Origin of the sequence: Tumebacillus lacus (assembly GCF_026410385.1) — a bacterium.
In the GTDB taxonomy this organism is placed as follows: domain Bacteria; phylum Bacillota; class Bacilli; order Tumebacillales; family Tumebacillaceae; genus Tumebacillus; species Tumebacillus lacus.
This window is the reverse complement of sequence record NZ_JAPMLT010000002.1, coordinates 537,301-558,945: the sequence shown is the minus strand read 5'-3', so window position 1 is coordinate 558,945 and position 21,645 is coordinate 537,301. Positions and strand designations below refer to the sequence as shown.

General features: G+C 57.2%; 24 protein-coding genes. 19 read left to right on the top strand and 5 right to left on the bottom strand.

All coding sequences use genetic code 11. The features are described from left to right. Positions 1–80: 80 nt before the first annotated feature. The 4 genes from OS242_RS06990 to OS242_RS06975 all read left to right on the top strand — a co-directional run bounded on the left by OS242_RS06990 (position 81) and on the right by OS242_RS06975 (position 4,638). Positions 81–1,397, top strand: a complete 1,317-nt coding sequence (locus OS242_RS06990; protein ID WP_407702098.1) for a hemolysin family protein — start codon at positions 81–83, stop codon at positions 1,395–1,397. Next, positions 1,397–2,080 (top strand): zinc metallopeptidase, encoded by a 684-nt coding sequence (locus OS242_RS06985; protein WP_267150935.1) that lies wholly within the window; start codon positions 1,397–1,399, stop codon positions 2,078–2,080. Before OS242_RS06990 ends, OS242_RS06985 begins: the two co-directional genes overlap by 1 nt. 76 nt (positions 2,081–2,156) lie before the next feature. Then, complete coding sequence (locus tag OS242_RS06980) at positions 2,157–2,921, top strand: sporulation protein (protein WP_267150934.1); 765 nt, start codon at positions 2,157–2,159, stop codon at positions 2,919–2,921. Between the two features lie 103 nt (positions 2,922–3,024). Beyond that, positions 3,025–4,638, top strand: coding sequence for an ABC-F family ATP-binding cassette domain-containing protein (locus tag OS242_RS06975; RefSeq protein ID WP_267150933.1), 1,614 nt, complete (start codon positions 3,025–3,027; stop codon positions 4,636–4,638). Positions 4,639–4,723: 85 nt separating this feature from the next. Here OS242_RS06975 and OS242_RS06970 read toward each other — a convergent pair whose 3' ends face one another. Together OS242_RS06970 and OS242_RS06965 are read right to left on the bottom strand one after the other, a co-directional pair. After that, on the bottom strand, positions 4,724–5,293 hold the full coding sequence (locus tag OS242_RS06970) for an uS8 family ribosomal protein (RefSeq protein ID WP_267150932.1): 570 nt from the start codon (positions 5,291–5,293) through the stop codon (positions 4,724–4,726). Between the two features lie 22 nt (positions 5,294–5,315). Then, positions 5,316–6,542, bottom strand: coding sequence for an MFS transporter (locus OS242_RS06965; RefSeq protein ID WP_267150931.1), 1,227 nt, complete (start codon positions 6,540–6,542; stop codon positions 5,316–5,318). Between the two features lie 142 nt (positions 6,543–6,684). Here OS242_RS06965 and OS242_RS06960 point away from each other — a divergent pair, with 142 nt between their 5' ends. Then, positions 6,685–6,981, top strand: a complete 297-nt coding sequence (locus OS242_RS06960; protein WP_267150930.1) for an NAD/NADP transhydrogenase alpha subunit — start codon at positions 6,685–6,687, stop codon at positions 6,979–6,981. Positions 6,982–7,131: 150 nt separating this feature from the next. Here the strand turns inward: OS242_RS06960 and OS242_RS06955 are convergent, their stop codons facing one another. Next, positions 7,132–7,680 carry a helix-turn-helix domain-containing protein gene (locus OS242_RS06955; RefSeq protein WP_267150929.1) on the bottom strand — a complete coding sequence of 183 codons (549 nt, stop codon included), beginning with the start codon at positions 7,678–7,680 and terminating at the stop codon, positions 7,132–7,134. Between the two features lie 183 nt (positions 7,681–7,863). On the opposite strand from OS242_RS06955, the gene OS242_RS06950 reads away from it, so the two are divergent. Then, positions 7,864–8,271 carry a DoxX family protein gene (locus OS242_RS06950; protein ID WP_323372917.1) on the top strand — a complete coding sequence of 136 codons (408 nt, stop codon included), beginning with the start codon at positions 7,864–7,866 and terminating at the stop codon, positions 8,269–8,271. A 15-nt stretch (positions 8,272–8,286) separates the two neighbouring features. Here OS242_RS06950 and OS242_RS06945 read toward each other — a convergent pair whose 3' ends face one another. Beyond that, a complete protein-coding gene (locus tag OS242_RS06945; protein WP_267150928.1) occupies positions 8,287–8,766 on the bottom strand; it encodes a glutathione peroxidase in 480 nt (159 codons plus the stop codon). 145 nt (positions 8,767–8,911) lie between these two features. On the opposite strand from OS242_RS06945, the gene OS242_RS06940 reads away from it, so the two are divergent. The 12 genes from OS242_RS06940 to OS242_RS06885 all read left to right on the top strand — a co-directional run bounded on the left by OS242_RS06940 (position 8,912) and on the right by OS242_RS06885 (position 18,540). Further along, entirely contained in the window at positions 8,912–9,877 is a 966-nt protein-coding gene (locus tag OS242_RS06940; RefSeq protein ID WP_267150927.1) for a metallophosphoesterase family protein, read from the top strand. 13 nt (positions 9,878–9,890) lie between these two features. Continuing rightward, positions 9,891–10,442 (top strand): hypothetical protein, encoded by a 552-nt coding sequence (locus OS242_RS06935; protein ID WP_267150926.1) that lies wholly within the window; start codon positions 9,891–9,893, stop codon positions 10,440–10,442. 15 nt (positions 10,443–10,457) lie between these two features. Further along, positions 10,458–10,829, top strand: coding sequence for a hypothetical protein (locus OS242_RS06930; protein ID WP_267150925.1), 372 nt, complete (start codon positions 10,458–10,460; stop codon positions 10,827–10,829). A gap of 18 nt (positions 10,830–10,847) precedes the next feature. Further along, on the top strand, positions 10,848–12,230 hold the full coding sequence (locus OS242_RS06925) for a hypothetical protein (protein WP_267150924.1): 1,383 nt from the start codon (positions 10,848–10,850) through the stop codon (positions 12,228–12,230). Positions 12,231–12,243: 13 nt separating this feature from the next. Then, complete coding sequence (locus OS242_RS06920) at positions 12,244–12,585, top strand: hypothetical protein (protein WP_267150923.1); 342 nt, start codon at positions 12,244–12,246, stop codon at positions 12,583–12,585. 77 nt (positions 12,586–12,662) lie between these two features. After that, the gene (locus OS242_RS06915) at positions 12,663–13,184 is read left to right on the top strand and encodes a hypothetical protein (RefSeq protein ID WP_267150922.1); all 522 of its coding nucleotides are present in this window, start codon (positions 12,663–12,665) and stop codon (positions 13,182–13,184) included. A 19-nt stretch (positions 13,185–13,203) separates the two neighbouring features. Beyond that, on the top strand, positions 13,204–14,970 hold the full coding sequence (locus OS242_RS06910) for a WXG100 family type VII secretion target (RefSeq protein ID WP_267150921.1): 1,767 nt from the start codon (positions 13,204–13,206) through the stop codon (positions 14,968–14,970). Between the two features lie 11 nt (positions 14,971–14,981). Continuing rightward, the gene (locus OS242_RS06905; RefSeq protein WP_267150920.1) at positions 14,982–15,380 is read left to right on the top strand and encodes a hypothetical protein; all 399 of its coding nucleotides are present in this window, start codon (positions 14,982–14,984) and stop codon (positions 15,378–15,380) included. A 115-nt stretch (positions 15,381–15,495) separates the two neighbouring features. Further along, positions 15,496–16,359 (top strand): decaprenyl-phosphate phosphoribosyltransferase, encoded by an 864-nt coding sequence (locus OS242_RS06900; RefSeq protein ID WP_267150919.1) that lies wholly within the window; start codon positions 15,496–15,498, stop codon positions 16,357–16,359. A gap of 35 nt (positions 16,360–16,394) precedes the next feature. Then, positions 16,395–16,754 carry a DMT family transporter gene (locus OS242_RS06895; protein WP_267150918.1) on the top strand — a complete coding sequence of 120 codons (360 nt, stop codon included), beginning with the start codon at positions 16,395–16,397 and terminating at the stop codon, positions 16,752–16,754. A 16-nt stretch (positions 16,755–16,770) separates the two neighbouring features. Further along, on the top strand, positions 16,771–18,120 hold the full coding sequence (locus tag OS242_RS06890) for a glycosyltransferase family 39 protein (RefSeq protein WP_267150917.1): 1,350 nt from the start codon (positions 16,771–16,773) through the stop codon (positions 18,118–18,120). Positions 18,121–18,132: 12 nt separating this feature from the next. After that, the gene (locus OS242_RS06885; protein ID WP_267150916.1) at positions 18,133–18,540 is read left to right on the top strand and encodes a divergent PAP2 family protein; all 408 of its coding nucleotides are present in this window, start codon (positions 18,133–18,135) and stop codon (positions 18,538–18,540) included. Between the two features lie 58 nt (positions 18,541–18,598). Here the strand turns inward: OS242_RS06885 and OS242_RS06880 are convergent, their stop codons facing one another. Further along, positions 18,599–19,528 carry a hypothetical protein gene (locus OS242_RS06880; protein ID WP_267150915.1) on the bottom strand — a complete coding sequence of 310 codons (930 nt, stop codon included), beginning with the start codon at positions 19,526–19,528 and terminating at the stop codon, positions 18,599–18,601. A gap of 375 nt (positions 19,529–19,903) precedes the next feature. On the opposite strand from OS242_RS06880, the gene amyS reads away from it, so the two are divergent. Next, positions 19,904–21,448, top strand: a complete 1,545-nt coding sequence (amyS, locus tag OS242_RS06875) for an alpha-amylase (protein WP_267150914.1) — start codon at positions 19,904–19,906, stop codon at positions 21,446–21,448. Positions 21,449–21,645: the final 197 nt, after the last annotated feature.

Here is a 21,645-nt window from a genome sequence, read left to right as displayed (position 1 = left end):
GGTTTTTTTTGTGCCCGGATTGCAAATGGTAAGGGGAAATGAGAGTGCGAAAGGAGGGATCGGCGTTGGCCCAACCGTCGATGGCCGCTTTGAATCTGGCGTTGGTGCTGTTTCTCGTGTTTCTGAACGGATTTTTTGTCGCCGCCGAATTTGCGATGGTGCGCATCCGCCAGAGCCGCGTGCAGCAGTTGGTCGAGGAAGGCAACCGAAAGGCGTTGCGGGCGCAACGGGTGCTGAAGCACCTGGACGCCTATCTCTCCGCCACCCAACTCGGGATCACGCTGGCCTCGCTCGGCCTTGGCTGGATCGGGGAGCCGGCCATCGCCCAGCTGATCGAACCGCCGCTGACCGCCCTTGGTGTGCCGATCCTCGCCGTGCACACCGTCGCGTTTGTGATCGCCTTTGCCGTGATCACCTTTTTGCACATCGTGCTCGGGGAACTGGCACCCAAATCGCTGGCGATCCATCGGCCGGAAGTCACCGTGATGTTTACCGCGTGGCCGATGATCGCGTTTCACAAGATCATGTACCCGTTCATCTGGTTTCTCAACGGCACCGCCAACCTGCTTCTGCGCTCCCTCGGCATCATGCCCGCCACCGAAGGCGAACTGGCGCACACCGAGGAGGAGATCCGCATGCTGGTGAGCCAGAGTCACCGCAGCGGCCTGATCGACCAGACGGAGATGGCGCTGTTTGACTCGGTGTTCGATTTTTCCGAGCGGATCGCCCGCGAGATCATGGTGCCGCGCATCGACATGGTCACCCTCGACATCAACGACTCCCGCGACGAGGTGCTGGCCAAGATCCGCCGCGAACAGCACACTCGCTTCCCGGTCACGCGGGAGGACAAAGACCATGTGCTCGGCTTTATCCACATCAAGGACTTCTACCTGCGCCTCGACGACGGCAAACCGTTCGATCTGCAAAAAGTGCTGCGCCGGATCATCGTCGTCTCCGAGTCGGCGGAGATCTCCATCGTGTTGCGCGAGATGCAGAAACACCGGACACAGATGGCGATTGTCGTCGACGAGTTTGGCGGTACGGCCGGTCTGATCACGATGGAGGATATCATCGAAGAGCTGGTCGGCGAGATCCGCGATGAGTTTGACATCGACGAGATCCCGCCGGTGCAGACCACGCCCGAGGGCTATCTCGTCGAAGGCCGCGTGCTGGTCGATGAGATCAATGACCTGCTTCGTATCCGCTTAAACAACGAAGAGGTCGACACCATCGGCGGCTGGGTCTACGGAACGCTGGGCCGCACGCCGGAGCAGGGCGAGATCGTGGAGGCGGAAGGCTACCGGTTTCGCGTCGAAGAGCTGGAAGGGCACCGCGTCGAACGGGTGCGCATCTCGAAAGACCACCAAGCTGACCCGGACAAGGAGGGAATCGTCTGATGTTCTTTCATCCGATGGACTTTGTGATCTTGATCGCGTTTGGCCTGTCCGTATGGGCGCAGTTCAAAGTCAAAGGCAATTTTCGGCGCTATGCGGACGTCCCGGCCTCTTCCGGGCTGACCGGCGAGCAGGCGGCCAGGCAACTGCTGGACAGCCAAGGGCTGCACGACGTGCCGATTGAGCCGGTGCCGGGCGCGCTGACCGACCACTACGATCCGATCCACCGCGTCGTGCGGCTGTCGGAGCCGGTCTATGCCGGGCATTCGATCTCGTCGCTGTCTGTCGCCTGCCATGAGGTGGGACATGCGATCCAGCATCAAAACGCCTATCCGTTCTTGAAGTTTCGCCATCGCCTCTTCCCGCTCACCCGGCTGGCATCCGGTGTGGCACCGTTTTTGCTGATCGGCGGTTTTCTGTTTCAGGCGACCAATCTGATCGGCCTTGGCATCCTGTTTTTCTCGGTGGCGGTGCTGTTTCAAGTGATCACCCTGCCCGTCGAATTTAACGCCTCGTCGCGGGCCAAAGCGCTAATGGTTTCCGAAGGATTTATCACCAACGAGGAAGAGCGCGGCGTGAACAAAGTCCTCAACGCTGCGGCGCTCACCTATGTGGCGGCCGCTTTGATCTCGCTCCTCGAACTGCTCAAATACGTGATGATCTTCACCTCTGCAAACGACGAGTAAAAAAAGACTGAAACCTCTCTCCCCTGCCTGCGTATACCTCAGTAAGTGAAAACGACAACAGGATGGAGTGAGCCGAGTGTTTAAAAAATTCATGGCCAAAATCGGTGTCGGATCTGCACAGATCGATTTTCAACTGAATGGCAATCAATATCGTCTCGGTGATACAGTGGAAGGCCAATTTCAAATCGTCGGCGGCAACGTCGAACAGTCGATCAACGGGATCACGCTCGATTTGAACTTGAAGATGAAATATGAAGACAGCGCGATCTACCCGGTGATCGCCAGCATCCCGGTCAGCGGCGCGTTTGACCTGCCGCCGGGCGAGCGCAAGACGCTGGACGTGCGCTTTACCCTGCCGGAAAATCTGCCGGTCTCCCGCCGCCACGCGTCGTATTATTTCTCCACCAATCTGGATATCGAAGAGGGTCTCGACAGCGGCGACCGGGATGCGATCACCCTCCTCCCCTCCCCCCGCTTTGCGGCCGTGCTCGACGCGATCGCCGACATGGGCTTCCGGGAAAAGCATGACTCCGGCGAATTCAACGGCTACAACCAAGAGTTCGCCTACGCGGTGCCGGAGGACTACTACAGCCGCCTGAACGAGTTGGAGTTTGAAGCGGCTGTCGAAGCGGACGGTGTGCGTCTGCTGATGGAGCTCGACCTGCCGACACTGCTCGGATTCAGCGAGATCGAGGTCAAGCGCGAGGTGTTCCTCTCCAACGAGGTGCTCACCGACCGGGCGCAGGTTGCCTCCCATCTGCGCCGTGCCATCGAGGAGACGCTCGCCAACCCGCGCTCCTACGGCGGCAAGCGGCACCTGCCGAGCGCGTTCCGTCGATAAAATTTGTAAAAACCCTCACTTGATGAGGGTTTTTGATGTTTCTGTGCTATTATGGATAGTGGCACTTCTTTATGAAACAAAGAAAAGGATGGTACAACCACATATGATCAGCACTCAAGGTATCACTTTACGATATGGCAAGCGCGCCCTGTTTGAAGACGTCTCGATCAAGTTCACGCCGGGCAACTGCTACGGCCTGATCGGAGCGAACGGCGCAGGCAAGTCCACGTTTCTGAAAATCCTCTCCGGCGAGATCGACCCGAGCAAGGGCGAAGTCAACATCACGCCGGGCGAGCGTCTGGCGATCCTCAAGCAGAACCACTTCGAATTTGACGAATTCCAAGTCCTGCGCACCGTCATCTACGGCCACAAGCGCCTCTATGACATCATGATCGAGCGCGACGAGATCTACGCAAAGCCGGAGATGACCGACGAAGACGGCATGCGTGCCGCAGAGCTCGAAGGCGAGTTTGCCGAGCTGAACGGCTGGGTCGCGGAGTCGGAAGCGGCGGAGTTGCTCTCCGGCCTTGGCATCCCGGAATCGATGCACGACAAATTGATGAAAGACCTCGACGGCTCGGAGAAAGTCCGCGTCCTGCTCGCTCAGGCCCTGTTCGGCAACCCGGACATCCTGCTGCTGGACGAGCCGACCAACCACTTGGACATGGAATCGATCAAATGGCTGGAGAACTTCCTGCACGGCTACCAAAACACCGTCATCGTCGTTTCCCATGACCGTCACTTCCTGAACCAAGTCTGCACGCACATCGCCGACATCGACTTTGGCAAGATCCAGCTGTACGTGGGCAACTACGACTTCTGGTTCGAGTCCTCCCAACTGGCGATGCAGCTGCAAAAGAACGTCAACAAGAAAAAAGAAGAGAAGATCAAAGAGCTGGAAGAGTTTATCCGCCGCTTCTCCGCCAACGCTTCCAAGTCGAAGCAGGCGACTTCTCGTAAGAAACAGCTCGATAAGATCACCCTCGACGACATCCGTCCGTCGAGCCGCAAATATCCGTTTATCGACTTCAAGCCGGAGCGTGAGGCGGGCAATGACATCCTGACCGTCTCCGATCTCACCGTCACCATCGAAGGCGTCAAGGTGCTGAACAACATCTCCTTCACCGTCAACAAAGGGGACAAGATCGCGTTTGTCGGCCCGGATGAGCTGGCAAAGACCACCCTGTTCCAAGTGCTCGCAGGCGAGATCGAGCCGGACAGCGGCGAGTTCAAATTTGGCGTGACCACGACCAATGCCTATTTCCCGAAGGACAACAAGGACTACTTTGACACCGACCTGAACCTCGTCGACTGGCTGCGTCAGTATTCCAAAGACCCGGACGAGACGTTTGTCCGCGGCTTCCTCGGCCGCATGCTGTTCTCCGGCGAAGAGTCGCTGAAGAAAGCCAACGTGCTCTCCGGCGGTGAGAAAGTGCGCTGCATGCTGTCGATGATGATGCTCAAGCAAGCGAACGTGTTGATGATGGACGAGCCGACCAACCACTTGGACCTCGAATCGATCACCGCGCTCAACAACGGCTTGATCAACTACACCGGCTCCCTGCTGTTCGTCTCCCACGACCACCAGTTCGTGCAGACGATCGCCAACCGGATCATGGAACTGACCCCGAACGGCCTGATCGACAAAGCGACCACCTACGACGAGTACCTCGAAGACCCGGTAATCAAAGAGAAGCAAGCGACGATGTACGCGTAGGTCCATCTGTTGTGATAAGTCATTAAAAAACACCCCTTTCCAGCATGTGTGATCTGTGTGCTGGGAAGGGGTATTTTTGTGTTGATCAGTCTGGCTTGACTTTTCGCAAGCTGTTGACGATCTTCATAAACTCTGTTTTGTCAACTTTTTCGCTGTGGAGGGAGACATGGATGGTGTCGAAAATCAATTCGGCGACTTGGGTATCACCATGTTTGTCGCGCACGCGATACCAATAGCCGTCTGCGTCTCCCACCTTGATTTTCTCGATCTCTTGATAGCCAAACTCCGTTCTGCCCCCTGGCTTGGAGAGGCGCTTGATCGTCTCTTGGACAGTTTCTCGCTTTTCTGCAAACCCATACTTGAGGGATACGATCTCCTTGGCAGATGTGTGGGTCTGATTGATCTGCACGATGTATGTGACGATGTTGAGACTTTTGTCCTCTTTTTCCTGAACGGTTACCATCTCAAGTGAGTCATGTTTCGGGAGATAGGTCGGGAGGTAAGCGGGCTCCCCCCACGATTGGATCGCGTCTTGATATTTCGATTCCTGCGCGATCGGGGATGCGTTGCCAATGTTCGAATCAGATGACTGGCACCCCGCAACAGATAAGGAAAGACCGACAGACAGGGTCAATGCACAGAAGAGACGTTTCATAGACGTGACATCCTCCTTTTGTTTAGAGGGAAGGCGGCGCAGCGGATACGTCGTGCGGGGTGCTCCTGCGCCCCAGTCGTCCGTAGAGCAAGAAGCATCCCAGTGCGACCACCGAGATCGCCGTCATCGTCAGGATCATGCTGTCTGACGAGTGCTGCTCATAGAGGAAGCCGCCGAGGAGCGGTCCGATCATCCGGCCGACCGACTGCCCGGAGAAGGCGATGCCTTGGAAGATGCCCTCTCGCCCGCTGGGGGCTAGTTCGGCGGCGATGGCCGGGACGCCGGGCCAGACCAGCATCTCGCCGACGGTGATGATGCACATCGCGATGGCAAATCCAAGATAGGCGGTCGTCGAGGAGATGATCATCCACGAGAGGATGAAGATCAGCGCACCGATGATGATCTGCCCTTGGATCGACAGGCGGCTCTTGTGCAAGGCCCAGGAGAGGATCGGCTGCCCCAGCACGATCACAAGACCGTTGAGCGTCCACAGGAACGAGTAGAGCGGCATCGTCACACCGAGCGCCTGCACGTAGGTGGACAGCGTCGTCTGCCACTGCACGTAGGTGATCACGAGCACGGTCAGGCCGACGGAGATCGCCCCGAGCGAGGCCCAGACGCGCATCGAGACGCGCACAGCCGGTGCGGCGGCGCGTTGCTTTTGCGCTTCTTTTTGGCGGATCAGGTGAGTGGGCTTGATGTTGATCAGGAAGATGGCGAGGAACACGGCGTACGTGAGCGCATTGCCAAGGAACGCCATCGAGAAGGAGTGCGATGCCAGCAGACCGCCGGATGCCGCACCGATGGCGACGCCGAGGTTGTTGGCGACGTAGATCATGTTCATCGCCCGCCTCCCCCCTTCCGGCCACAACGTCGCGCCGAGCGCCCGCTGCAGCGGCCAGATCATGCCGTTGCAGATCCCGAGCAAAACGAGGAAGATGACGTACTGGACAAAGCCGAGCTGCAGCGACATCAGCAGCAGAAGCACGATCGCGCCGGTGATCGCCAGCGCGATCGTCTTGCGCCCGTCCCAGCGGTCGAACAGCATGCCGCCGACGAGATTGCCGATCAGACAGCCGGTGTATTGCAACAGCAACACCAGCGTGGCGACTGTCAGCGATTTGCCGAGCGTGACGTGGATATAGGTGGTCGTCAGCGGCCAGAGAAACGACTCGCCAATCGCCGAGATCGCCACCCCGATGCAGATGATCCACATGATCCGGGGATATTCTTTTAAGGAGCGAAACATGAAAGGTCCTCTTTTCTGCGGGAATCACACACTTCTTTCATCATAATCGAAAATGGGAAATCGCATAATCCCCCGATCTTTTGTCCATCCTAATTTCCGATAGTTACCAAACGAGTGACCATGCGAAGGAGCGGGAGAACCTATGAGATGTGTGACGGTCTATACGAAAAATTACGAGGTCTTCTCAGACCTGTTCGAGGAATTGCAAGACACGGAACTCGGTGAAAACGAGGAGAAAGAGATCCAAGGCATCACCGTCAGCGATGCGGGCGAAGTGCCGGACGACTACATCGAATCGATGCGGCAAAAACCGGAGGTCGCGGTGATGAAGGTGCGCAAGAAAAACATCATCATCCTCCAGCACGGCGAAGTGTTTGAAGTCTTGTTCCAAGACGAGTCTGACCTCGCGCCCGCTGCGGAAGCGGAAATTGCCCATTGAAAACCATTCTCAATGATGGTAAGATAAGTGTGTAATTGAGATCGGTTCTCAGTTATCAACCCATTTGGAAATGAGCTTTGATGAAATACCCCTCAACTTGAAAGCCCGGCCGTGTGGACATCACACAGCCGGGCCCTTTTTTGTCGTTCTCTAGTAGATCGAGGGGGTATCGCTGTCATTATAGATGGCGATCAGCATCACCGCCACGTCGTCGCCGACATTTTTCACAACATGCGGGACGATGGCGTTCCACGCAAACGTGTCGCCCGTCTCCACATAGGCCGATTCTTCACCGAACTCGATGTACAGTCGTCCGGAGAGCACGAGGTGCACTTCTTTCCCCTCATGCGAATGGTTCTCTCCCGTCGAGCTGCCGGGCTGCATCTCGGCGATCATCATCCGTAGCGGACCTTCTTTGGTCAAGTATTCGATCTTGCCGCCGGATGGTGAAGATTTCACTTTGCGCTCGTCTTTGCGGATGATCTCCATCCGTTCGGAGCGGGAGAGCAGAAAATAGGCGACCGGGACGTTCAGGTAGTTTGCGATCGTCTCCAGCGTGGCGATCGAAGGGGACGTTTTGTTGTTTTCCACGTTGCTGATGAAGCCTTTTGACAGTCCGGTGCCTTCGCACAACTGCGGGATCGTAATGCCTTTTCGCTTGCGGATGGCACGGATCGAAGTGCCGATATCGAGAGCCATGAGCTTCACTCCTAGGTTTTCTGCAAAATAACTGAGTTTTATTATAGCGAAAAAGGGGTTGACACACCAGTGGGGCGGGTGATATCTTGTGAATGTAATAGAGAACAAAGTTTTCTATTAGGAAACCTCGTGTGCGGTGGTTTTGTAATATGAATCTATTATTTCTATAAGGAGCTGTTTTCCGTGTTCACCCCTCAACATCAAGTGGCGATGACGATCTTGCGTCTCGCGCTCGGCCTGAGCTTTCTGCTGCACGGCCTGCAAAAAATGCAGATGGGCCTCGACAAAGTGGGCGGATTTTTCGCTTCCCTCGGTCTCCCCTCCTTCCTCGCTTATCCGGTCGGCTACATCGAACTGATCGGCGGTGCGCTGCTGATCCTCGGCTTGTTCTCCCGCTACATCGCCGCTGCGTTCGGCGTGGTGATGGTCGGCGCGATCTTCACTGCCAAACTGAAAGGCGGTTATGTCGGCGGTATGGAGCTTGAAGTGCTGCTGCTGGCGATGTCGGCGTACTTTGCGATCTCCGGTCAGTCGGGATACGGGCTGTCGAGCGTTTTGTCCGGCGATAAAAAAGACCCTGTCACTCTGTGACAGGGTCTTTTTGTGTTAGGCGAGTGCTGCTTCAATGGCGTCGGTCAGTTCCGCATCGTCCGGTTTGACGCGGGAGCCGAAGCGGCCGAGGATCGCGCCGTCTTTGCCGATCAGGAATTTTTCAAAGTTCCATTGCACCTGGCCGGACGGCTCTGCGTGCGCGGTCAGGTACTGGTACAGCGGGTGGGTGTTTTCGAGGATGCCCACTTTGTCGAACAGGTCGAACGTCACGCCGTAGGTGGTCGAACAGAACTGTTGGACTTCCTCGATGGTGCCCGGCTCTTGCCCGCCGAAGTCGTTGCACGGGAAGGCGAGGACGGCGAGGCCTTGGTCTTTGTACTTCTCATGGAGAGACTGCAGTCCTGCGTATTGGTTGGTAAAGCCGCATTTGGACGCGACGTTGATGATCAGCAGGGCCTTGCCTTTGTAGGCGCCGAGCGTGGTGGTTTCGCCGGACGCGGTGGTAACGGCGATGTCGTGGATCGATTGGGTCATCGGTGATGCCTCCTCGTGGGGATTTTTGGTATGTAGGTGTACCCGTTCATTATAGGTCAAATCTCTATGAAACGCACAATTTAAATTTACAATCTATCATTATAATTTGTGTTGTTGGTTGAAGTTATCTGAGGAGGTCATGTAGATGAAAAAGAAAAAATGGATGCTGTCGCTTGTAGCGGCAGCGGTCGCCGCACCGCTGTTTGCATTTTCCGGCGGAGTGCCGGGTGTGGAAGAAACGGACAAGGTGGAAGCGGCCACGACATCGTTCCGATTTGTGGTGATGGGGGACTCGCGCGGTTCGTCCAGCGGGGTCAACGAGACGCAACTGCGCGCTCTGCTGACCAAGGTGAAAGGCATCTCGCCGCAACCTTCGTTCCTGCTGTTCACCGGTGACCAAGTGTACGGCGGCTCGGCCGTCAACTCGGAGTTGACCGCTTGGAAGAACATCGTGGATGATTACTACCCGCTGAACATGGTATATCCCGCTCTTGGCAACCACGAGCATGACGAGACGATCTTCTCCAATCAATTCTCCTACCTGCCGAGCAATCAGCTCTCCGGCTACCAGCGAACTGCGTACTACTTTGACTTTGGCAATGCCCGCTTTGTCACGGTCAACTCCGACCGCAAAAATTCCAGCGGCAAATATGTGGTCGATACGACCCAGCGCAACTGGCTGAACTCGGTGTTGTCCACCAGCGGCAAGCAACATACCTTTGTGCAGTGGCACGTGCCGGCGTATCCGATCGGCGCGCACTACGGCGGCTCGCTGGACGGTTCGCCGTCGAACCGCGACGCGTTCTGGGACGTGCTCGACAACAACAACGTCACCGCCGCCTTTGTTGGTCACGAACACAACTACAACCGCCGTCTGATCAACTCGTCCTTCAACGGCAACGGATACACGTTCGAAAAATCGATCTACCAACTGACGCTCGGCGGGGCCGGTGCGCCGCTCTCATCGAAAGTGTCCGACTCGCGCGGTGTGACGGTCGGTCCGAAGGCGAGCTACCACTACATGGTCGTCGACATCGCTGACGGTCTCGCCACGTTCAAGACCTACGATGTGAACAACAACCTGCTCGACTCGTTTACGGTGAACAGATAAGAGCATGAAACAGATGTTTAACGCACGTGACTTGGCGGTTGCGCAAGGTGTGGCAGCCGCCCTGCTCTTTTTATCCATCCCCTGCTTTACATGGCTGGGTCTTGGCACGCGGCAGACGGTCGGCGCGCTGCACGGGCTGGCCTCGATGTTGACTGTGATCGTGAGCGCCTTCCTGCTCCACCTCACCTACCCGCTCCTGCGCGGTCGCGAAGAAGCGACCAAACGGCTGATCGGACCGCTGTGGATCACCAATCTGCTGACGTTGCTGTCGGTGATCTTCGGCAACTGGCTGTACATCGGCTACCGGGCGCACGACGGCGCGCAGCAGTGGTATCTCGCCAACGCTCCGGCGGCGCACACGGTGGTGATGGAGTACAAGGAGTTTGTCTCGCTCTTTCCCCTGCCGCTCGGACTTGCGGCAGCGTTTTTGCTGTGGCGGTACCGAGAAGATCTGCACGGGAGCGGCGTCGCTCACGTGGTGGCGATGCTGATCACGCTGTTGTGGATCTGCCTGCTGATCGGGCTGGCGACGGGGCTGGGCTTGGCCAAATTGAAACTGGTGTAGGAGGACGTGTGGCTCATGTCTGCATATAAACGAAAAAACGGGGAGGCGGTCGCGGCGCTGCTCGCCGTGCTGACCGGCCTCGCGCTGCTGACGGCCGCCCACTGGTGGAGCGTCGCGGATCCGCTGACGGCGAACGGCCGTCTGCTCAAGCTCGGCTCGTGGATGCCGGCCTGGTACGGCATCGGACCGTATGCGGGCAAAGAGACGGCGGGACTGGTCGGCTGGCTGGTGTCGTGGGTGATGTGGCACGTGTTGCTCCGCGGCCGGGAGCTGAATCTGCGGGTGTGGACGTACGGCTGTCTGGCTGGCGTGGTCGCGATGCTCGTCTTGCTGTGGCCGCCGCTGTATCACGCCATCTTCGGGTGGAACGTGCCGTCCATCGGCTGACGGAGAGGAGTCGTGAAGGTGATTTTTTTCAAGCGGTACAAAATGCTGGCTGCGGTGTTGCTCGTGTTTCTTTTTCTTGCCTCGTCTCTGCTGTGGAGTGAGGTCCCGATGCAGACCTATCAAGCGGCGGCAAGGGATGAGAGCCGGTTTGCTTTTTGCCTGTTCCCGGAGCAAGCGGAGAAACTGGAGATCCGTGCTTGGATGTCGGACGTGCCGGGAGCCGATTTTTGCGCGGGACCAGACCGGTTGTTTCAAAAAGGGGGTCAGGCCCCCTTGTCTTCGTTTTATCCGATCTACGACGGAGCGAGCTCGCAGGAGGAGTTTGCGGCGTCCTATCCGTATCTGCCGAGCGATGCGCTGGCAGGCTACGGCAAGACGGTGTATCCGGTCGAGTACGGCAAGGCGCGTTTGTTCTTTTTAGACGGGGCGAGGATGGAGGCGGGCGATCCGGCGCAACTCGATTGGTTGAAGCGGGCGGCGGCGGAAAACCGGCAGCCGCATACGGTGGTGCTGGTCGACGAAGTGCCGTCGTCGGATCTGTTTTGGCAGGCTGTGGAAGAGGCGCAAGCGAGTCTTGTGCTGACAGCCCGCGAGGTGTACGCCTACGAGCCGTTCCTCGCGCAGACAGCGGCGAGCTATGAGGGCGCGGCACGCGGACGGTACGGGCGATGGCGGCCGACCGAGCAGATCTCCCGGCCGTTTCTGCTGGAGTTGGAGGGAGATGCGTCGACGCTTGAGGTGCAGGCGAAGGACCGCACGGGGGCGACGCTGGATCAACTGACTTTGGCGGTGCCGCAAGGGCAGGGGCAGGCGGCGGAGACGGTCGCGGTGGGCATCCAGTCGCTTTGGCGGTATCATCTTGCGATGCCGGAGATCAAGGCGGCCGTGCCGGAGGGGTATGATCTAACCGGTGAGCATCCGATTCTCCAGCCGTTCGCTCTGCCGCCGGACGATTGGCGGCACCCGCTGTATGAGGACGGGACGTGGCGGGTCGGGCGGGCCCCGTTTGGCTACCGTAACGATGATCTCGGGACGTCGTGGATTCGGACGGATTTGGAGGGGAGGACGGGCGAGGCGGCGTATTATTTTCGGACGACCTTTGAGTTGGCGGACGATCCGGCGGTGATCCGGGATCTGGTGTTGCATGTCGCGTTTGAAGATGGGTATGCGGCCTATCTGAACGGCGAGGAGATCGCCCGCGACGGCATCCGCACAGGATGGATCGACGCCTATTCGCTGGCGGAGACCAATGATCTGGTTTTGTACCAGCGGTCTTCGATCCGCGATCACATCGGCAAGCTGGTCAAGGGAACCAACACCTTGGCTGTCGAGGTGCACCGCAGCCATCCGAAAGCGCCCAATCTGTCGTTTGATCTGAGCCTGTCCTATGAGAAGAAGTAGGGGAGCGAACAGGATGAGAGTGTGGAGTCTGCTGTTGCTGGCAACTGTGATGATCACGGGGTGCGGGCGTGTGCCGGACGGACAGGTCGAGTTGATCGCCGACATCGCGACAGACGGGCAACGGCTGATCGTGAAAAACGGCGACGCGTTTGTTTGGCAGGATGCGGAAGTGGTGATCAACGGCGAGTATGTCTACCGGGCGGAACTCCTGCCCCGCGGCGCGTCTGCGCTTCCGTTTTCCGCCTTTATCACGGAGTACGGCCATCGCGTGCTCGACTCGGACGCGAGTCTGCGCAGTGTGGAGATCCGCGTGCCCGATGCGCGGGACGGGGTTCCAGGGCGATACAAATGGTAACCAAAAAAAACCTTTCCGCGACCGTGGGAGGTTTTTTTTGTGTATACTGGTAGAACTAGGGAAAGGGCGGTGTCAGGATGAAGCGTATTGCGGACGTGTTGAATGGGGCCGGTGTGGTCTATGCGGTGGGCGGTTCGATGCTGTTGAAGATCCACGGGCTGGTGGAGCGGGCGAACGATGTGGACTTGATCGTGCGGGAAGAAGATGCCGTGCGGGCACACGAAGCGTTGCTCGGCATCGGCACCGGAGAGCGGGGACAGGCCAAAGAGCCGTACCGGACGCGGCATTTCTACGTCCACGAGGCGGACGGGACGAGCATCGACTTGATCGGCGGATTTCGCATCGCCCATGAGAGCGGCGTGTACGAGTACCCGTTTGGTCAGGACTCGGTCAGCGGACGAGAGCCGGTGCCGCTGTGTGCGCTGGAGGATTGGTATGTGCTGTATCAGCTGATGGCGGGCAAAGAAGAAAAGCTCGCGGCGATGGAGGCACATTTTGCAAAGCATGGCATCGCCCGCCCGGACCTGCTCCGGCACGCGTTGGAGCGAGAATTGCCGATTCGGGTCCGGGTGCGAGTGGAGTCGCTGCTGAGAGGATGAGGGCAGGAGGGGAAGACAGATGAGGCAACTGGCCGATCCGGCAGAAATACGGAGAGGTGCACAGACATTTGCGTTTCGAGGGAATGAAATGTTTGAGCATGCTCGGCAGATCGAGCGAATCGCCAACACGCTCACCGATGGTACAGACGGCTGGGATGGGGAAGGTGCCGATGCGTTTCGCACCGTAGCGGAGCATCTGCGGTTAGACGCGGGGACGGCGGGCAGCGCATTTCAGCGGGCGGGGATGGCCTTGCAGTCTCTCGCTTCTCAACTGGACTATGTGAATCAGTTGTATCGTCAGGCGGATCAACTCGAAGAAGAGATCGCCTCGCTGCACCGCAGTTATTGGGGTGCTGATGAGATTCAGCGGGCTTCGATTGACGAACGGATCGTGCATCGCCGTCAACGTTTGCACGCGCTGTTGCAGGAAGCGGAGATGGTGGAAATCAGAGCCAACCAAGCCGCGAGCGCAGCGTTCGACGAAGTGTCGGCGATGGCGAACCGGGTGTTTTTCGCCAACGGTGGGCAGGTCGGCACGGTGGGCGGTTCGCTGCTCGACAAAGCAGGGGACTATTTCAAAAGGCTGTGGGCATCGGAGACATTCAAAAACAGTCCGGCCGGTGTGCTCGCCGGTTTGTTTGAAGGGATCGGCAGTTTTATCGTGGACGAACTGGAGGCGCTGCTTTGGGTCTCCCCCGCTTATCAACTTGACCAAGCACTCCGCCATCCGGACGTCATCAAGAAAAAGGTCAGCGAGATCTTCCACGATATGACGCATCCGGACGAGACCTTGCAAAAGTATAAAGACGGATTTCGCAACATCCCCGGCCAAATCAAAGTGATCAGTCTGACGATCAAAGAATCGTGGGATCGTGACATCATCAACGGCACCGGCTACTCCCGCGCCAAATGGGGCGGCTACGCACTGGGTGTCGCCGCTGAGACGTTCTTCACGGGGGGCACGGTACGGGCGGCAAAGACGGGGGCTGAGGTTGTTGACAGCGTGGCGGATGTGAACAGAGCCGTCAGGACCTACCGGGATGCTCATGGGAGGGCGTACGAGGACCTCTACGCTAGACACTTGATTGAGGGGGATTCGTTTGAGGAGATCCTTGACGTAAGCCTGACTCGTAACGGAATCACGAGGGATGAGTTCTTTGCGTTGAAACAGACTTCAACAGCTGAGTTGAGTGCATCTGAAGCAGCGTTGATCAAGGCGATTCGAATGGATGTGCCGGCCCCGGTAGAGGGCACACTCATGCAGAAAGTCATTTACACGAGGGACTTTGCGAAATATTTGTCAGGTGATTATCAATCGGTGGGTGGCTTTCTAACAAATGCTCACGACACGAAAAGGCTAGATAAGTCACACACGGTGCTGGAAGGGCTACGTTTGGATTATGGGACACCTGAAACGAATCCGTTTTTAAAACCAAACGGAGAGTTTACCGACGAACCCATTTACCTCATGCGGTTTTCCATGACCGAGCCAGAGAAAGTCCGTATTCCATTTGGCGGGGCCGATCAGGGAGCGGCTGAAAAAATGCACGGCCGTGTACTTAGTGAGGACGATGCAAAGTTTTATACGGATGCCCCGCCCTTCACAGGAAATGGATTTACAAAGAGCGAGGCTCACATCGTTCCAGAATATAAATCACGCGGTTTCATTCGTTTATCTGACGGTGACAGCATCTATGAACTGTCCTTTGACGGAACGGAGAAATTGCGGGCTGTTTATGCTGAGGATCTAAAGAAGTTCATCGAAGTAAACCATGCGGATGAATAGGGAGGATCATTATGCGAGACATCAGATCAGGGCAGTACGCCCGCTATCGGGGCGAAGAATATCAAGCAGGCTATTCTTTCCCGAAAAAACAGTACATTTTGACTACCGAAGAGGTGGCGGCTGCCGATTTTGGATTTGTATCGAATGAAGCAGGGATCTATGTGAAACGAGTCACAGGAACAGAATTGGAAGAACTCTATACGATTCAAACGTTCGGGTTATACAGGGAGGAGAAAGTCGAACTGTTCCGCCTGGCAGAGGGGTATTATCTTTCTCGGACGTCGGAAGGGCTTTTGGCAGAGAAATTGGGATATGTCCTTCAGGAGCCCGGTGTTTACAACAAAATGATCCCCACCGATGACATCGAACGAGTCTGGGAGGAGAAGACCCCGGCCCGGATCATTTTGTAAGTGCCCGAGCATGATCGAATAGCGTTGTAAAAATCACGCAATAATGGAGTTAACACCCAGTTTTGTGTGGAGTATCTTTGCAAGAACAACCATCAAAACATGTAAGGAGAGTTCCATGTCTATCGTACCGTATGTGAAGTTATCGCGGCCGAAGCAGTGGACGAAAAACCTGTTCGTGTTTGGGGCGCTGTTTTTTTCGCGGCAGATGTTCGAGGCGGACAAGGTGCTCCACGCGTTGCTTACCTTTGTGGCGTTTTGTTTGATCTCCAGTGCGGTCTATGTGTTGAACGACATCGTGGATGTGGAGAAGGACCGTCAGCATCCCAAGAAGAAACATCGCCCGCTGGCTGCCGGCACGATCAAGATCCCCGGGGCCATCGTCTACGGGGTGTTGCTGCTGGCAGGCGCGCTGCTGCTCGCCTTATCCATCGGCTGGCAAGTGACGGCCGTTCTGCTCGCCTATTTTGTGATGAACATCCTCTATTCGTTCTGGCTCAAACATGTCGTGCTCGTCGATGTCTTTGTCATCGCGCTCGGCTTTGTCTTTCGCGTCACGGCCGGTTCCTACGCGCTGCCGGTCGATCCGTCCGAGTGGCTCCTGCTCTGCACGCTGCTGCTCGCGCTGTTCCTCGGCCTCTCCAAACGCCGCGCCGAGCTGCTCCTGCTCGCTTCCGGTGCCAAGTCGCACCGCAAGATCCTCGATGAGTACAGCGATGACAAACTGATCGACCAGCTGATCTCGGTGGTCTCGGCCGCCACGATCATGGCCTATGCACTGTATACGTTCAATACGCAGGCCGGCACGCAGATGATGTACACGATCCCGTTTGTCATCTACGCGATCTTCCGCTACCTGTTCCTCGTCTACAAGCGGGAGCGAGGCGGTGAACCGGCCAACATCTTGCTCGGGGACAAACCGTTCCTCGCCGCCTGCGTGCTCTGGGCGTTGACTGCGTTCCTGCTGATTTATTTGCCGTAAGAAAGGTCCTCGAAGAAAAAAGAGGTGATGCTCCGATGAAAGAAATCATGCTCATCCTGGTCTCGATCCTGTTTGGCGCGGTCGGCCAACTGTTGATGAAATTTGGCACGAACCGCGTCGGCGCAGCGGAAGGCGACGGGGTCGCGACCCTTTTGCTGAAGTATTTCACAAACCTTCCAATCTTGGCAGGTTTGTCTTTTTATGCGCTGTCGGCGGTGATCTGGATCTTTGCGATCTCCAAGGTGGAGTTGTCGTTCGCCTATCCGATGGTCGCCCTCAGCTATGTGCTGGTCGTGACCGTGTCGTATTTTCTGTTTGGCGAGTCGGTCGGCGCGCTGCGCATCGCCGGTCTGATCACGATCATCGCCGGGGTGTTGATGATCGCCAAATCGTAGCGGGGAGGGGTGCTCGTTGAAACAATTCCGGGAATGGATGCAGAGATACGGCCACTGGTTGCTGATCGCAGCGGTCTTGGTGTTTTCGCTGTGGCTCCGCTATGACTACATCGTCGACATCGAGGTCAAGCCGGTCTCCGATATGGAGGACTATGACCAGCGGGCGTTGCGGCTCGTCAACGAGGGCACGTTCCAGACGGGCGAGCTGCACGGGTCGACCTATCGCCCGCCGGGCTATGTGGTGTTTCTGGCGGCGATCTACGGGCTGATCGATCACAAATACCGACTGGTCTACGCGATCCAGTCGGTGCTCTCGGTGGCATCGCTGTATGCGATCTATTGGATCGGCCAGCAGTTGTGGAACCGCCGGGTCGGGGTGACGGCGTTGGTGCTGTCGGCGTTGTATGTGCCGTTTATCGGCTACTCTGGCGTGCTGCTGTCCGAAACGTTGTTCAATTTTCTTTTTCTCTTTGCCGTCGCGGTCTTTCTGCGCGGGGTGCAAACGGAGAGCGGCTGGTGGTATGCGGCATCCGGGGTGCTGTTTGGCCTGTCGACGTTGACCCGCTCCATCGCGCTGGTCGTACCGCCGATTCTCGTCGTCTGGCTGTTGCTGGAGAAGAAAGTCTGGCCGTGGAAATACGGCAAGGAAGCGTGGATTCGCTTTGTGCTGCTGTTCGCGGCGATGGCGGTGGTCATCGCGCCGTGGACGATCCGCAACTACGTCGAGCAGAAGTCGTTCGTGCTGGTCGATACGATCTCCGGGCTGAACCTGTTGATCGGCAACAACGAGTATGCGGACGGATTTTACCGCGACACGCTGTTCAGCACGAAGGGTTTCAAGCGGGCGTTTCGAGAGGGAAAGACCGATGCAGTGCGGGATCAGATCATGAAGGACGAGGCGAAGAAATGGATCGTCGCCCATCCAGAGAGATTTGCCGAGTTGACGTGGGACCGGTTCCAAATGTATCTGGCCGCTCAAAAAGACTGGGTGGACGACCTCTACAAATTTGAAAACATCGAGTTGCTGGAAGACGATAAACAGGAAGCGGCGTTCAGCGAGTGGTTCCAGCGCTATGCGACGGCGTTGGCTCTGGTCGCGGTGGTGGCGGCGTTTGTGCAAGCCGTCGTGCGGCGGAACGCGCGGGCGTTGTTGCCGACGTTTGTAGCCGGGTACTTTATTGCCGCGCTGTCGGTGTTTTACGTGCAGATGCGATACAAATTTCCGGCAATGCCGTTCGTGATGCTCTTGTGCGCGTTTGCGCTGTGGCAGATGCGGAGCAACTGGAAGGCGCTCGTGTGGATGGCTCCGGCGACGTACGCGGTGGCGCAGTGGCTGCTGGATCTGGCAGTCAAATATGACGTATAGGAGAGAGCGTGGATGTGGTATGCGATCCTGCCGCTGGTCGGCTGGTTTGTCTCCGGTGTGACCAAGTTTTTGATCAACACGATCCGCTTCGGCCGCGAGGAAGGGAAAAAGCGTGCGGGCAACGGCGGATTTCCCTCGACGCACACGACGACGGTGACATCGCCGGTGGCGTACATCGGGTGGATGGAAGGCGTAAACACGCCGATGTTCTCGCTCGGCGTCGCCTTTCTGATGATCACGATCATCGACGCGACCGGCATCCGCCGTGCCATCGGCGAGCATGCCAAGCGGATCAATCAGCAAAATCCGGATACAGGCATGGCTTTGTTGCGCGAGAGTCAAGGGCATACGCGGATCGAGGTGCTCGGCGGGTTGGTGCTGGGGATTTTGATCGGGTATGCGGCGTATCTGTTGAGTTAGGCGGAGCGGGGATAGGAAAAAGGGACGAAGTTCCGGGTGGAGAACTTCGTCCCTTTTGTTATTTCGCTTCCATGACGTAGGTGTTGGTCACGCCCGGATAGGTGACGTTGAAGGCGGTGTACTCGGTCTCCGGGAACTTGACGGCGTAGTCGATGCTCCCGTCGTAGTCATCGCGCACGCCTTCGATCACGACGGTGCTCGGCACCGGCACGTCGATGACGGCCGGGACTTCGCCGATCGCCATCGAGTCGACCAGCATCTGTCCGTTGACGTAGACGCGCACTTCGTCGCTGTCGTCGAAGTTGTAGTCCCAGACGAGCAGGCGGGTCTTGTCTTTTTCCAGAGCGGGCACCCGGTAGTCGACCGGCTGCGGGACCGCTTTTTGCGAGCGTTCCAGCAGGTGTTCCCCCGAGGTGACGTCGGCGGTGACGAGCGAGCCGACGACCTTGGCCGCTTCGTCCTCGTCGAGGCCGTCTGCATTGAACAAAAAGAACAGGCCGAACGAGAGCAGGGCGATCACGCCGAGGGAGTGACCGCTGACCCGTCGGCTCTCCGTGCCGAGGGCAAAGCAAAAGAAGCCGATCACGGCGAAGGCGAGGAGTGACAGCAGGATCGCCAGCCATTTGCCAAACGGCAGGTGGTCCGCCCACGCGCCCATGATCGCGCTGCCGCACGCACCTGCGAACAGAAAGTAATAGAGGAAAAACATCCAGTTCCACAGCTTGAGCTTGGAGTACAGCCAAGAGAAGGCATGGACGGAGTATGACAGCCAGAGCGGCACGCCGATCAAAAAGACGGCGAGGAAGTTCATTCCGTGCCGCGCTTCGTCGTCCATCATGTCAAACATATCGAAGGTGTAGATCAATCCGCCGATAAACGCGCCGAACATCGCCAGCAGCAGGATCGGGGTGTAGAGCACACCGAATGTCGTCGCCAGGGCAGAGTAAGCGCTCGGTTGCGGGGTGCGAGACTTCGATTGGGCTTTCAAGAATCAGTTCCTCCTTTGATATCGAAAGTAGAATGACGATCAGGTATACGTGCAAGGGGGGCCTGGGGTTGCAGTCGTCGTTATCCACTTTATTGCGGGAGACGGTGCAGAAATACCTGTTTGTAGGAAATGCGTCAACGTGACAAGCGTGAAATCGCTTGCACTCAAAAATCGGTTCCGTGTCGTCCCCTCTCTCCCTATTCGAACAACAATCGCCAGTTCCTGCCAGTTTGCTTAAGGTGACTTATTGTTGGTCCAAATATCAATCTTGATAGAGTGAAGTTAAATTTTCGTTGACGACATGAAAAGGGCTAGATATACTGAAAGTGTGAAACCGATTGCACAATCAAATAGAGAGATGTGGGAGGAAATCACATGACCAACAAAAAGAGGAAAACCAGTCTGCTTCTGGCAACCTTCATGCTCGGCACCGCTCTGGTACCGCTCGCAACGCCTGTGAAAGCGTTTGCAGCGGACAACGGCACGATGTTCCAGTATTTCGAGTGGTATGTGCCAAACGACGGCAACCACTGGAACCGTCTGAACAGCGACGCGGCCAACCTCAAGGCGAACGGCATCTCCGCCGTTTGGATCCCGCCGGCTTACAAAGGCACCTCACAGTCGGACGTCGGCTACGGCGCGTACGATCTGTATGACCTCGGCGAGTTCAACCAAAAGGGCACGGTCCGCACCAAATACGGCACGAAAGCTCAGTTGCAGACGGCGATCAACTCGCTGCATGCGAACGGCATCCAAGTCTACGGCGATGTCGTCATGAACCATAAAGGCGGCGCCGACGGGACGCAGACGGTCACCGCCGTCGAAGTCAACCCTGGCAACCGCAACCAAGAAACGTCCGGCGATTACTCGATCCAGGCCTACACGTCGTTCAACTTCCCGGGCCGGGGCAACACCTACTCGTCGTTTAAATGGCAATGGTACCACTTCGACGGCACCGACTGGGATGACTCCCGCAAGCTGAGCGGCAAGGTCTACAAGTTCCGCGGCACCGGCAAATCGTGGGACTGGGAAGTCGACGGCGAGAACGGCAACTACGACTACCTGATGTATGCGGACGTGGACTACACCCACCCGGATGTCGTCAACGAGATGAAAAACTGGGGCGTCTGGTACGCCAACACGCTGGGTCTGGACGGCTATCGGATCGACGCGGTCAAACACATCAAGTTTGACTTTGTCAGCGATTTTCTGAACAACGCCCGTTCCAAAACGGGCAAGGAGATGTTCTCCGTCGGCGAGTACTGGAAAAACGACCTCGGCGCGCTGCAAAACTATATCTACAAGACCGGCCGCACCACGTCGCTGTTCGACGTGCCGCTGCACTACAACCTGTACAACGCCTCCCGCAGCGGCGGCGGCTATGACATGCGCTACATCTTCAACAACACGCTGGTCGCATCCGACCCGACCAAGGCGGTCACCTTCGTCGACAACCACGACTCGCAGCCGAACCAAGCGCTTCAGTCCTGGGTCGACAACTGGTTCAAACCGCTGGCGTACGCGCTGATCCTCACGCGGGAAGCCGGCTACCCGACCGTGTTCTACGGCGACTACTACGGCATCCCGAACAACTCGATCCCGTCCTTTAAGAGCAAGATCGACCCGATCCTGAAGGCGCGCAAATCGTACGCGTACGGCACGCAAAACAACTACCTGGACCACCAAGACGTGATCGGCTGGACCCGCGAAGGCGACACCGCTCATGCAAACTCGGGCCTCGCCACGATCCTCTCCGACGGACCGGGCGGCTCCAAGTGGATGTACGTCGGCAAAAACAAAGCCGGCCAAGTCTGGTATGACATCACCGGCAACCGCGCCGACCAAGTGACGATCAACGCGGACGGCTGGGGCAACTTTGCCTGCAACGGCGGTTCGGTATCGGTCTACGTGAAGAAGTAAATGCATACAGATGACACACACGGCGGTTTTTTCGCCGTGTGTTTATTTTTTGAAAAATAGGGCTTTACAACTCTTTCCATCCCTTGTATAGTTATACGTATTAATAATCTTCCAAAGGAGGTACGGCCGATATGCAAAAGCGCAATGCAGTGAAAAAACCGATGGGAACAGCTCGCAAGACCCACTTGCATATCGAC